The following is an 11797-nucleotide window of genomic DNA, read 5'->3' as shown; positions in this document are numbered from 1 at the left end:
CCCCTCACCCTGACCCTCTCCCCCGAGGGGAGAGGGGACGCGGGGCGGCAGGCGGAGGCTTGGGCATGAGCAGCTATTCGATCACCGAACCCTCGGCCCGGCAGAAGTGGATCGCCGGCACGCTGGTCATCCTCTACGCGCTCATCACCATGATCCCGCTGGTCTGGATCCTGCTCACCGGGTTCAAGTCGCCCGCCGATGCGATCAGCTATCCGCCCAAGGTGGTCTTCGAGCCGACGCTGGAAGGCTACGTCAACCTCTTCACCACCCGCACCCGGCAGACGCCCGAGTTCCTTGCCGCCAACCCGCCGCAGACCTGGGCGGACGAGATCGTGCGGCAATACGACATGGTGATCGCCGGCCCCTCGAAGTTCGGAGAGCGTTTCCTCAACTCGGTCATCATCGGCTTCGGCTCGACCTTCCTGTCGATCGTGCTCGGCACGCTCGCGGCCTATGCGTTCAGCCGCTTCAAGATCCCGTTGAAGGACGACCTGCTTTTCTTCATCCTCTCGACCCGGATGATGCCGCCCATCGCCGTCGCGATCCCGATCTTCCTGATGTATCGCCAGCTGGGCCTGTCGGACACGCACCTGGGCATGATCCTGCTCTACACGGCGGTGAACATCAGCCTCGCGGTCTGGCTGCTCAAGGGGTTCATCGACGAGATCCCGCGCGAATACGAGGAAGCGGCGCTGATCGACGGCTATACCCGCTTCCAGGCCTTCGTGAAGGTGGTGCTGCCGCAGGCGGCCACCGGCATCGCCTCGACCGCGATCTTCTGCCTGATCTTCGCCTGGAACGAATATGCCTTCGCCGTGCTGCTGACCACCGGCACCGCGCAGACCGCGCCGCCCTTCATCCCGACGATCATCGGCGTCGGCGGCCTCGACTGGCCGGCCATCGCGGCGGCGGCGACGCTGTTCCTGCTGCCGGTGATGATCTTCACCATCCTGCTGCGCAAGCACCTGCTGCGGGGCATCACCTTCGGAGCGGTGCGCAAATGAGCGGTTTCCTCAACGGCCTTCTGCGCCTGCGCCGCGGCCCCTGGGAGATGGTCGCCTCCATCCTCATCGGCCTGGGCGTGGTCATGCTGATGCAGCCCTTCTGGCTTGCCGCCTATACCTGGTCCTTCCTCACGACGCTGGCCGGAACGGTGATGTTCATCGTCGTCAGCCATTTCCCGGAGTAGCGCCTTGGCCGAGATCGTCATCAAGGACCTCCGCAAGGACTTCGGCGACTTCACCGCCGTGCAGGCCTCGTCCTTCAAGATCGAGGACGGCGAGTTCTTCATGCTGCTGGGCCCCTCGGGCTGCGGCAAGACCACCACGCTCCGGATGATCGCCGGGCTGGAGTTGCCGACCAGTGGCGAGATCTGGATCGACGGCGAGGAGGTCAGCCAGAAGCCGGCAAGCGCCCGCGACATCGCCTTCGTCTTCCAGATGTTCGCGCTCTACCCGCATATGAACGTGAGGAAGAACATCTCCTACCCGCTGGTCAGCCAGGGGATGCCGCGCGCGCGGGTGCGCGAGAAGGTGGCCGAGGTGGCGCGGATCCTCGGGATCGAGGACATCCTAGACCGCCCCGTCGGCGGGCTCTCGGGCGGCGACCGCCAGCGCGTGGCGCTGGGCCGCGCCATCGTGCGCGATCCCAAGGCCTTCATGATGGACGAGCCGCTCGGCGCGCTCGACGCCGAGTTCCGCGAGCACATGGCCGAGGAGCTGCGCGCCCTGCACGACCGGATGGGGGCGACCACGGTCTATGTCACCCATGACCAGCTCGAAGCCATGCAGATGGGCGACAAGATCGTGGTGATGAACCATGGCGTGATCGAGCAGTTCGGCACCCCGCAGGACATTTACGACAAGCCCGCAACGCTCTTCGTCGCCGATTTCATCGGCTCGCCGGCGATGAACTTCCTCAAGTTCACCGGCCAGGTCGAGGCCGGTGCGGTCGAGGTGGCGATGCACCGGCACCGCTTCATGATTCCCGAGATGCGCGAGGCCTTCGACGGCGACATGGTCTTCGGCGTGCGCCCCGAGCATGTCCGCCTCTCCGACGCCGGCGATTTCCGCGGCGAGATCGTGGCGAGCGAATACCTCGGCACCACCCAGATCGTCACGCTGAAGACGCCGGGCGGGCGGCTCAAGGCGCGCATCCCCTCGGACCAGGTGGCGCGCACCGGCGAGACCGTGGCGCTCGGCTTCGATCCGGCCACCGTCACCCTGTTCGACAGCCAGTCGGGCCGCGCCCTGCGCTCCGATCTCAACGAGGGAGTGCTGGGCCATGGCTGAGGTCATCCTGAATGGCGTCTCCAAGGCCTTCGGCGCGACAAGGGCGGTGCGCGACGTCACGCTGACCATCCCCGACGGAGCCTTCGTGGTGCTGCTGGGGCCGACCGGCGCGGGCAAGACCACCGTGCTGCGGCTGATCTCGGGGCTGGAGCAGGCCGACACCGGCGATATCCTGATCGGCGGGCGCTCGGTGGTCCGCGACACCCCGGCGCAGCGCGACGTGGCGATGGTGTTCCAGCAATACTCGCTCTACCCGCACCTCACCGTGCGCGATAATCTCGCCTTCCCGCTGCGCTCGCCGATCCTGAAGACGCCCGAGGAGCAGATCACCCGCAAGGTGCGCGAGGTGGCCGAGGTGCTGCACATCGCCCACAAGCTCGACAACAAGGCCACCGCGCTTTCTGGCGGCGAGATGCAGCGCGTCTCGATCGGGCGTGCGCTGGTGCGCTCGCCGCAGATCTACCTGATGGACGAGCCGCTCTCCTCGCTCGACGCCAAGCTGCGCGCCGACCTCCGGATCGAGCTGAAGCGCATCCAGGCCGATCTCGGTGCGACCTTGCTCTATGTCACCCATGACCAGATCGAGGCGATGACCATGGCCACCCATGTCGGCGTGCTCGACCAGGGGCGGCTGGTGCAGTTCGGTACCCCGCGCGAGATCTATGAATCGCCGGTCAGCAGCTACGTCGCCTCGCGCCTCGGCCTGCCGCGCATCAACCTGCTGCCTGCCGGGCTGTTCGGCGGCGCGCCAAGCGGTGCCCGCACCATCGGGATGCGCCCCGAGCATGTCGCCCAGGGCGAGGGCAAGCCCGCCGAGGTGATCCGGGTCGAACGGCTGGGCGACCAGACCCGCCTGCACCTGCGGCTCGAAGGCCATGACATCGTTACCCTGACCGAAGTGCACACGTCCTATGAACCCGGCGACACCGTCGCCATCCAGCCCCGCGCGGCGCTGTATTTCGACGCCGCCGGCGCGCGGATCGGATGAGGAGAAGGCCATGAAGCAGTTCATCAACAGCAAGGACACGCTGGTCACCGAGGCCATCGACGGCGCGCTGCGCATGGGCGGCGGCAGGCTGGCGCGGCTCGACGGCTATCCGCATATCAAGGTCGTGCTGCGCACCGACTGGGACAAGTCCCGCGTCGCGCTGGTCTCGGGCGGCGGCTCGGGGCATGAACCCAGCCACGCCGGTTTCGTGGGGCAGGGAATGCTGACGGCGGCGGTCTGCGGCGATGTCTTCGCCTCTCCCTCGGTCGATGCCGTGCTGGCGGCGATCCTCGCGGTGACCGGCAAGGCGGGCTGCCTGCTGATCGTCAAGAACTACACCGGCGACCGGCTGAACTTCGGCCTTGCGGCGGAACGGGCGCGGGCCTTCGGGCTGGACGTGAGCATGGTGGTGGTTGACGACGACATCGCGCTGCCCGACACGCCGCAGGCGCGCGGGGTGGCCGGGACGCTCTTCGTGCACAAGATCGCCGGGGCGCTGGCCGACCAGGGCGCCGACCTCGCGGCAGTGACGGCCGCGGCGAAGAAGGCCATCGCGGGAGTGGTCTCCATTGGCATGTCGCTCGACACCTGCACCGTGCCCGGCTCGCCCAAGCAGGACCGCATAGCCTCGGGCAAGGCCGAGCTGGGCCTCGGCATCCACGGTGAACCGGGGATCGAGCAGGTCGACTTCACCACCGCCGCCGAGGCCATGCGCATGGTGGCCGAACGCCTCGCGCCGAAGATCGGCCCCGGTCCGCATGTGGCGCTCCTGAACAACCTCGGCGGCGCGATGCCGCTGGAGATGGCGGTACTGGCCGAGGAGCTGATCCGCTCTCCCATCGGTGACCGCATCCGCTGGATGGTCGGCCCGGCGCCGCTGATGACCTCGCTCGACATGCAGGGCTTCTCGGTCTCGCTGCTGCCCGTCGGCCCGGCAGAGGAGACGCTGCTGCAGGCCCCGGTCGCGCCCTGGGCCTGGCCCGGCTGCCGTTCGGTGGGCCCGGTGCAGGTGCTGCCGCTGCCCGACGGGCTGACCCCGATCCAGCCGATGCCCTCGAAGAACCCGGCGATGGCGCGGTTCCTCACCGAATGCTGCCAGGTGATGATCGGGGCCGAGGCCGCGCTGAACGATCTCGACGCCCATGCCGGCGACGGCGACACCGGCTCGACGCTCGCCACCGCTGCCCGCGCGCTGACCAAGGCGGTCGACCGGCTGCCGCTGGCCGACCTCACCCAGCTCTACCGCGCCATCGGGCTGGAGCTGAGCCAGACCATGGGCGGCTCCTCCGGCGTGCTGCTGGCGATCTTCTTCGCCGCCGCCGGCGATGCCTCGGCCAATGGCGCCAATCCCATAGGCGCGCTGCGCGCGGGGCTCGACCGGGTGCAGCAGGTCGGCGGTGCGCGCGTGGGGGACCGCACTATGATCGACGCCCTCTCGCCCGCGCTCGACGCGCTGTCTGCCGGGCTGGACCAGGCCGCCGAGGCTGCCCGAGCCGGGGCCGAGGCCACCGCCGCGATGCGCCGCGCCAAGGCGGGTCGGGCCAGCTACATCGCCGCCGAGCAACTCGTCGGCCACAAGGACCCCGGCGCCGAGGCCGTCGCCCGCCTGTTCGAATTCGTCGCCCGCCACCACCAGGAGGCGTGACGCCGTAGGGTGCGCATTCATGGCGCACCCACTGGAAACACCCGGCACCCTATGCTACGATGTTAGCGCTACCAATCACGCAGCCCCTACCACACGCGCAGCCCCGAGGACCCCGCCATGACCGTCAAGCTCGCCATCAACGGATTCGGCCGCATCGGCCGCTGCGTCCTCCGCGCCTGGATCGAAAGCGGCCGCAAGGATGTCGAGATCGTCGCCATCAACGACCTCGCCCCGGTGGCCACCAATGCCCACCTGCTCCAGTTCGATTCCGTGCATGGCCACTTCAACGCCGAGGTGACGCTGGGCGAGGACCATATCGTGGTGAACGGCCACCGCATCCGCGTCACCGCCGAGCGTGATCCGGCGAAACTGCCCTGGGCCGGCGTCGACGTGGCGCTGGAATGCACCGGCATCTTCACCGCGCGCGAGAAGGCCGAGGCGCATCTCGCCAACGGCTCGGCCCGCGTGCTGGTCTCGGCCCCGGCCTCGGGCGCCGACAAGACCATCGTCTTCGGCGTCAACCATGACACCCTGACCGCCGCTGACCTGATCGTCTCCAACGGCTCCTGCACCACCAACTGTCTCGCCCCGGTGGCCAAGGTGCTCGACGACGCCTTCGGCATCGTCTCGGGCTACATGACCACGATCCATTCCTATACCGGCGATCAGCCGACGCTGGATACCGCGCACAAGGACCTCTACCGCGCCCGCGCTGCCGCGCTGTCGATGATCCCGACCTCCACCGGCGCCGCCAAGGCCATCGGGCTGGTGCTGCCGAACCTCAAGGGCAAGCTCGACGGCTCCGCCATCCGGGTGCCGACGCCCAATGTCTCGGCCGTCGACCTGTGTTTCCTGGCCGAGCGGCCGATCACCGCCGAGGCGGTCAACGACGCCATCGCCAAGGCCGCCGCCGGACCATTGAAGGGCATCCTCGCCCTCTCCGACCTGCCGCTGGTCTCGTCGGACTTCAACCACAACCCGCATTCCTCGGTCTTCGCCTCCGCGCAGACCTCGGTGGGCGAGGCGGGTTTGACCCGCATTCTCGCCTGGTATGACAACGAATGGGGCTTCTCCAACCGGATGCTCGACACCGCCGGAGCCATGGCCGCAGCGGGCTGAAAACACCCCCCGACTCTGCTGAATCGCGGCAAAACAGGCCCCTGTCAGAAACAATCTGACGGGTCTGCCGGGACTGTTTCCGACCGTTTTCGGAAATATGTCAAAAAATGGCCGTTTCTGTGCGGAAACAGTGTGTTCGATCCGATTTCCAGAACACGGCCGATCCGTGGTGCTAATTTCATTCTCGGTCAAGGCGCAGGTCTGCCGCACGGTCGTTGTCGTGTTGGTGTTTTCCCGGCGGTGGGGTGTTGCCTTGACCACCATCCCGGTCCGAAGGGCCGGTATGGCTGGTGTGGTAACGATTAAGCGGGCCAGGGATTTTTCCCATCCGGACTGGGGTCCGGTGCGGGCGGCCTGATAGGTGACTCGATGGAGACAGGCCAGGATCACGCGGGGGCGAAAGGGACCGGTTACGGTGCCCCCGCGCACTCCTCGGCCGCAGAGGGCCCGCAGCTGCCGCCGGGGCCCTCATCTCCTGTCCACGCTAACGTGGACTCACCCTTCAGACCGCTCGCAGCCTTTGTTCCCGAAGCGCATTGGCAGCGGCTCGAACGCCCCGAAGCCGGACCCTGGGGGGACCGTCTTCATGGCATCGCGAGGCGCGCGCGCCCGGTCCTCGACCGGGCGGGGCATGCCCTGCGCAGGATCATGCAAGGCATCGAGCATACGATGCGAACAAGAACGGAAAGACCCGACCCCGGCCCGCTCGACGCCAAGCCGGGGCACCTGGAAGGGGGACATCATGGATGACGAACACCCGTTCGACCGGACGGATCACCGGCTTGGCACGCTGTGGCACAGCCTGCCGGAACCCAAGAACCGCGGCTTCTTCCGAAAAACCGATACCCCGGCACCGGTAAGTCAGCCCGTGTTCGCGCCCCGGCCTGCGCCGGGCCCGGCCAAGCTGCGCGTGGTCACCTCGACCTTTACGCCGGCGCCGGCGCCGCGTGCGCCGGTCCAGCCGAGCGGTGACATCTGGAGCGGCCTGCGCGCCGTCCGCCCGGTGCTGCCGATGAACGGCGCGGGCGACGAGACGGTCGAGCTGGCCTTCGACCAGTTGCGCACCCGGCTGCTCAAGCACCTGCGCGGTCACGGGCTGCGCCGCATCGCGCTGGCCGCGCCCACCGCCGGCTGCGGCACCACCTTCGCGACGGTCAACCTCGCCCGCAGCTTTGCGATGGTGCCGGGGCTGCGCACCGTGGTCATGGATCTCAACCTGCACCGCCCGGCGCTGGCCCGCGCGCTGCGGGTGATGGGCCCCGACGACATGCGCGGCTTTCTCACCGGGCGCGAGCGGGTGCACGAGCATTTCGTCCGCCTCTCCGACACCCTGGCCGCCGGTCTTGCCCGCGACAGCGCCGAGCCCGCGGCGGGCCTGCTCAACAGTGACGCCGCCGCCCTGGCGGTGACCCACATGATGGACCAGCTCCAGCCCGACGTGCTGATCTGCGATCTGCCGCCGATCCTGGAACGCGACGACCTCTCGGCCTTCCTGCCGCAGGTCGACGGGGTGGTGCTGGTGGCCGACGCGACCCGCACCCGGCCCGAGCACATCACCCGCTGCGAAGAGATGCTGGCCGGGCAGTCGCCGGTGTTGGGTGTCGTCCTCAACCTGGCCCGCCGCACCGGGCCGGACCCGGCGCACGTGTGAGCCGGGACGCGAAGACCGGGACGGGAAAATAGCAATGAAGACCCTTCCGCGCCTCGACGAGACGCTCGACACCCTGCGCCGCCGTTCGTCGCTGATCCTGGCCGTCATGAGCCTGGGGTTCGTGCTCTCCGCCGGTCTCGGGACGATGGTTAAACCGACCTACGAGGCCCGCGAGGTGATCCAGTCCGTCGCGCCGCGCCTCGACGGCGAGGTGGACACCGGACGCCTGCGCAACCAGGTGGACGGGCTGATCCGCGCGATGGAAAGCAACGAGGCGCTGCTCGCGGTCGCCTCGGCCTATGACCTCTTCGCCGACCAGCCCAGGACGAGCCCCGTCGCCCAGGCCGCCAAGCTGCGCCAGGAACTCGACCTGCGGATCGAGCCTTCGACCGACCCGGACGCGCCCCTGCGCATCCATGTGGCGGCGCGCTGGAACGACCCCGAACAGGCGCGCCTGCTGGCGCAGGAGCTCGGCCACCGGCTGATCCGCGAAAGCGTGCTGCTGCGCATCGCCGAGGCCCAGGCCGCCATCGATTTTACCACCGCCCGCGAGCGCGAGCTTGCCGCCGACCTCGCCGACCAGGAACGCCGCATCAGCGCCTTCCGCACCGAGCATGACGCCGAACTGGCGCGCCGCGATCCCGAGGGCATGGACGCCCTCTCGCGCCTCGACGGCGAGATCCTGGAGATCGACCGCGCCCGCAACGCGCTTGACGGAGCCGACGCCGCCGTACCGCTCGACCGCCGCCGCGCCGAGCTGGCCGCCGAGCGCCGCGCCCTGCTGCGCCGTCTTGCCCCGCCGGCCAGCCTGGAACAGGATTACGCCGGCCTCCTCCGCGGCCTCGCCGGCATCTCCGACCAGCTCGACGAAGCCCGCGAGGCGCGCGAGGCGGCCGAACTCGCCCATATGATGGAAACCCGCCGCATGGCCGAGCGGCTGACCGTCGTGATCCCCGCCGAGGCCCCCGAGACCCCGCTGCGCGACCCGCGCGCCGCCATCGCCTTCGGTGGCGGGCTGCTCACCATGGTCCTTGCTGTGGCGCTGGCGCTCTTCCTCGACTGGCGCAGCCCGGTGGTGCGCACCACCCGCCAGCTCCGCCGCCTCACCGGCGCCGAGACCATCGTCAGCGTCCCCCGCGCCGACCCCGCCAGCCGCCGCCCGCGCAACGGCGCGGGGCCGCTCTGACCCCGCTCCCGCTTTTTAATTTGACACCGGAATTAAATCGCGGGACAGTTCCTCCCAACAGGGGGAGGAACCATGTTCATCGGTCTGGATCTCGGCACGTCCGGCGTCCGCGCCGTGCTGCTGCGCGACGACGGCTCCGTGCGCGACAGCGCCGAGGCGGCGACCCCGGTCGCCCATCCGCACCCCGGCTGGTCCGAGCAGGACCCCGCCGACTGGATCGCCGCCACCCGCGCCGCGCTGGGCGAACTGGGCGCGCGCCAGTCGCTGGCCGGGGTCCGGGGCATCGGCCTTTCCGGCCAGATGCATGGCGCGACCTTGCTGGACGAAAGCGGCGCGGTGCTGCGCCCCTGCCTGCTCTGGAACGACACCCGCAGCCATGCCCAGGCCGCCCGCCTCGACGCCGACCCCGACTTCCGCCGCATAAGCGGCAACATCGTATTTCCCGGCTTCACCGCGCCCAAGGTGCTCTGGGTCGCCGAGCATGAACCCGAAGCCTTTGCCCGCACCGCCAGGGTGCTGCTGCCCAAGGACTATCTCTCCTTCTGGCTGACCGGCCGCGCCGCCTCCGACATGTCCGACAGCGCCGGTACCGCCTGGATGGACGTGGGCCGGCGGGCGTGGTCGGACGTCCTCCTGGCGAAATCGGGAATGCGCCGTGACCAGATGCCCGAGCTGCTGGAGGGCACCGGCATCGTCGGCCCGCTGCGCCCCGAGGTCGCCCGCGACCTGGGCCTGCCCGAGGGCGCTCTGGTCATTGCCGGTGGCGGCGACAATGCCGCCTCGGCCTGCGGCGTCGGCGCGCTGGCCGAGGGCGACGGCTTTGTCAGCCTCGGTACCTCCGGCGTCCTGCTCGCCGCCCGCGACGGCTTTGCCCCGGCGCCCGAAAGCGCCGTTCACACCTTCTGCCACGCCATCCCGGACACCTGGTATCAGATGGGCGTGATCCTCGCCGCCACCGACTCGTTGAACTGGCTGGCCAGGGTCACCGGCACCAGGCCCGCCGACCTGACCCAGGCCCTGGGGCCGCTGCGCGCACCGGGACGACTGCGCTTTCTGCCCTACCTCTCGGGCGAGCGCACCCCGCACAACGACAGCGCCATCCGCGGCGCCCTTCTCAACCTCGACATCGCCTCCGAACAGGCCGACCTCACCCGCGCGGTGATCGAGGGGGTGAGCTTTGCCCTGAAGGACAGCCTGATCGCCCTGCAATCCACCGGCGCGCGGCTCGACCGGCTGCTCGCCATCGGCGGCGGCACCCGCTCGCGCTATTGGGTCGAGCTGCTGGCCACGGTGCTGAACCTGCCCATCGACCTGCCGCAAAGCGGTGAATTCGGTGCGGCACTCGGCGCCGCCCGCCTTGCCCTCTGCGGTGTGACCGGGGCCGCGCCTTCCGAGGTGATGACCAAGCCCCCGGTTGCCGAAACCCTCCTCCCGCGTCCCGATCTCACCGCGGCCTGCGAAGCGGCCCACGCCGCCTTCGCCGCCGCCTATCCAGCCCTGAGAGCCCTGCCATGACCCATCCCTTCTTCGCCGGCATCGAGCCGGTCCGCTATGACCCTGAGAGCACCGGCCTCGCCTATCGACACTACAACCCCGACGAAATCGTGCTGGGCAAGCGGATGGAGGACCACCTGCGCTTTGCCGTCGCCTATTGGCACAGCTTCGCCTGGGAGGGCGGCGACCCCTTCGGCGGGCAGACCTTCGAACGGCCCTGGCATCCGCAGGACGCGATGGCGCGCGCGCGCGTCAAGGCCGACTGCGCCTTCGACCTCTTCGACATCCTGGGCGCGCCCTTCTTCTGCTGGCACGATGCCGACATCCGCCCCGAGGCCGCGACCTTCAGGGAAAGCCACGACCGTTTTCAGGAGATCATCGCCTATTTCGAGGAGAAGATGGCGACCCGGAAGACGCGCCTGCTCTGGGGCACCGCCAATATGTTCAGCCACCGCCGCTGGATGGCCGGCGCCGCGACCAACCCCGACCCCGAGGTCTTCGCCTATGCCGCCGCAACGGTGAAGATGTGCATGGATGCGACCCACCGGCTGGGCGGGGAGAACTACGTGCTCTGGGGCGGGCGCGAGGGCTACGAGACGCTGCTGAACACCGACATGGGCGCCGAGCTCGACCACATGGGGCGGTTCCTGAACATGGTGGTCGACTACAAGCACAAGATCGGCTTCAAGGGCACGATCCTGGTCGAGCCCAAGCCGCAGGAGCCGTCGAAGCACCAGTATGACTACGACGTCGCCACCTGCTTCGGCTTCCTGCAGAAATACGGGTTGGAGAAGGAGGTGAAGCTCAACATCGAGCAGGGCCATGCCATCCTCGCCGGGCACAGCTTCGAGCACGAGATCGCTACGGCGGCGGCGCTGGGCGTCTTCGGGTCGATCGACATGAACCGCAACGACTACCAGTCCGGCTGGGATACCGACCAGTTCCCGAACAACACCCCCGAGGTGGCGCTGGCCTATTACCACATCCTGAAGGCCGGCGGGTTCACCTCCGGCGGCACCAATTTCGACGCCAAGATCCGGCGCCAGTCGCTCGATGCCGAGGACCTGGTGGCCGCGCATGTCGGCGGCATGGACATCTGCGCGCGCGGCCTCAAGGCGGCGGCGGCGATGATCGAGGACGGCGGGCTGGATGCCGCGCTGGCCGAACGCTATGCCGGCTGGGCCTCGGAGAAGGGCAGGGGGATCCTGGCCAGCGACCTGGCGGCGCTCTCCGCGCGGGTGATGTCGGGCGAGATCGATCCGCAGCCCCGCTCGGGACGGCAGGAGATCCTCGAGAACTACGTCAACCGTTTCGTCTGAGCGATGCCCCCGCGCGCCCTCACCCCCATCCCCTCTCCCCTCCGGGAGAGGGGAGGCGCGGGCGGAGGGGACGGCGCGTTGTCCGGGCGGGTCCTGCCGGTGGG

At 69.2% G+C, this 11797-nt stretch carries 10 protein-coding genes; all 10 read left to right on the top strand.

The features are described from left to right. The first annotated feature begins 65 nt into the window (after positions 1-65). Positions 66-1004 carry a carbohydrate ABC transporter permease gene (locus IE266_RS14025; protein WP_189680724.1) on the top strand — a complete coding sequence of 313 codons (939 nt, stop codon included), beginning with the start codon at positions 66-68 and terminating at the stop codon, positions 1002-1004. After that, on the top strand, positions 1001-1189 hold the full coding sequence (locus tag IE266_RS14020) for a hypothetical protein (RefSeq protein WP_189680723.1): 189 nt from the start codon (positions 1001-1003) through the stop codon (positions 1187-1189). Before IE266_RS14025 ends, IE266_RS14020 begins: the two co-directional genes overlap by 4 nt. 4 nt (positions 1190-1193) lie before the next feature. After that, on the top strand, positions 1194-2291 hold the full coding sequence (locus tag IE266_RS14015) for an ABC transporter ATP-binding protein (protein ID WP_189680722.1): 1098 nt from the start codon (positions 1194-1196) through the stop codon (positions 2289-2291). Beyond that, positions 2284-3279, top strand: a complete 996-nt coding sequence (locus tag IE266_RS14010) for an ABC transporter ATP-binding protein (protein ID WP_189680721.1) — start codon at positions 2284-2286, stop codon at positions 3277-3279. Before IE266_RS14015 ends, IE266_RS14010 begins: the two co-directional genes overlap by 8 nt. Positions 3280-3289: 10 nt before the next feature. Beyond that, the gene (locus tag IE266_RS14005; protein ID WP_189680720.1) at positions 3290-4924 is read left to right on the top strand and encodes a dihydroxyacetone kinase subunit DhaK; all 1635 of its coding nucleotides are present in this window, start codon (positions 3290-3292) and stop codon (positions 4922-4924) included. Between the two features lie 117 nt (positions 4925-5041). Continuing rightward, positions 5042-6043 carry a type I glyceraldehyde-3-phosphate dehydrogenase gene (gap, locus tag IE266_RS14000; RefSeq protein ID WP_189680719.1) on the top strand — a complete coding sequence of 334 codons (1002 nt, stop codon included), beginning with the start codon at positions 5042-5044 and terminating at the stop codon, positions 6041-6043. A gap of 742 nt (positions 6044-6785) precedes the next feature. Further along, a complete protein-coding gene (locus IE266_RS13995) occupies positions 6786-7694 on the top strand; it encodes a CpsD/CapB family tyrosine-protein kinase (RefSeq protein WP_189680718.1) in 909 nt (302 codons plus the stop codon). Between the two features lie 34 nt (positions 7695-7728). Next, positions 7729-8880: a GumC domain-containing protein gene (locus tag IE266_RS13990; protein ID WP_189680717.1), complete on the top strand. Its 1152-nt coding sequence runs from the start codon at positions 7729-7731 to the stop codon at positions 8878-8880. Between the two features lie 72 nt (positions 8881-8952). Then, positions 8953-10395 carry a xylulokinase gene (xylB, locus tag IE266_RS13985; RefSeq protein ID WP_189680716.1) on the top strand — a complete coding sequence of 481 codons (1443 nt, stop codon included), beginning with the start codon at positions 8953-8955 and terminating at the stop codon, positions 10393-10395. Then, the gene (gene xylA / locus IE266_RS13980) at positions 10392-11693 is read left to right on the top strand and encodes a xylose isomerase (RefSeq protein WP_189680715.1); all 1302 of its coding nucleotides are present in this window, start codon (positions 10392-10394) and stop codon (positions 11691-11693) included. The genes xylB and xylA overlap by 4 nt, the downstream gene beginning before the upstream one ends. Positions 11694-11797: the final 104 nt, after the last annotated feature.

It is taken from the genome of Seohaeicola zhoushanensis, assembly GCF_014656415.1.
In the GTDB taxonomy this organism is placed as follows: domain Bacteria; phylum Pseudomonadota; class Alphaproteobacteria; order Rhodobacterales; family Rhodobacteraceae; genus Seohaeicola_A; species Seohaeicola_A zhoushanensis.
The sequence above is the reverse complement of the archived record's forward strand: the minus strand, read 5'-3'. Positions and strand labels throughout refer to the sequence as shown.

What these genes read in the sequence shown, in the direction of transcription:
- IE266_RS14020 (WP_189680723.1), top strand. Translation starts at nt 1,001, where the DNA reads ATGAGCGGTTTCCTCAACGGCCTTCTGCGCCTGCGCCGCGGCCCCTGG.
- IE266_RS14005 (WP_189680720.1), top strand. Translation starts at nt 3,290, where the DNA reads ATGAAGCAGTTCATCAACAGCAAGGACACGCTGGTCACCGAGGCCATC.
- IE266_RS13995 (WP_189680718.1), top strand. Translation starts at nt 6,786, where the DNA reads ATGGATGACGAACACCCGTTCGACCGGACGGATCACCGGCTTGGCACG.
- IE266_RS13990 (WP_189680717.1), top strand. Translation starts at nt 7,729, where the DNA reads ATGAAGACCCTTCCGCGCCTCGACGAGACGCTCGACACCCTGCGCCGC.
- xylA (WP_189680715.1), top strand. Translation starts at nt 10,392, where the DNA reads ATGACCCATCCCTTCTTCGCCGGCATCGAGCCGGTCCGCTATGACCCT.
- xylB (WP_189680716.1), top strand. Translation starts at nt 8,953, where the DNA reads ATGTTCATCGGTCTGGATCTCGGCACGTCCGGCGTCCGCGCCGTGCTG.
- IE266_RS14025 (WP_189680724.1), top strand. Translation starts at nt 66, where the DNA reads ATGAGCAGCTATTCGATCACCGAACCCTCGGCCCGGCAGAAGTGGATC.
- gap (WP_189680719.1), top strand. Translation starts at nt 5,042, where the DNA reads ATGACCGTCAAGCTCGCCATCAACGGATTCGGCCGCATCGGCCGCTGC.
- IE266_RS14010 (WP_189680721.1), top strand. Translation starts at nt 2,284, where the DNA reads ATGGCTGAGGTCATCCTGAATGGCGTCTCCAAGGCCTTCGGCGCGACA.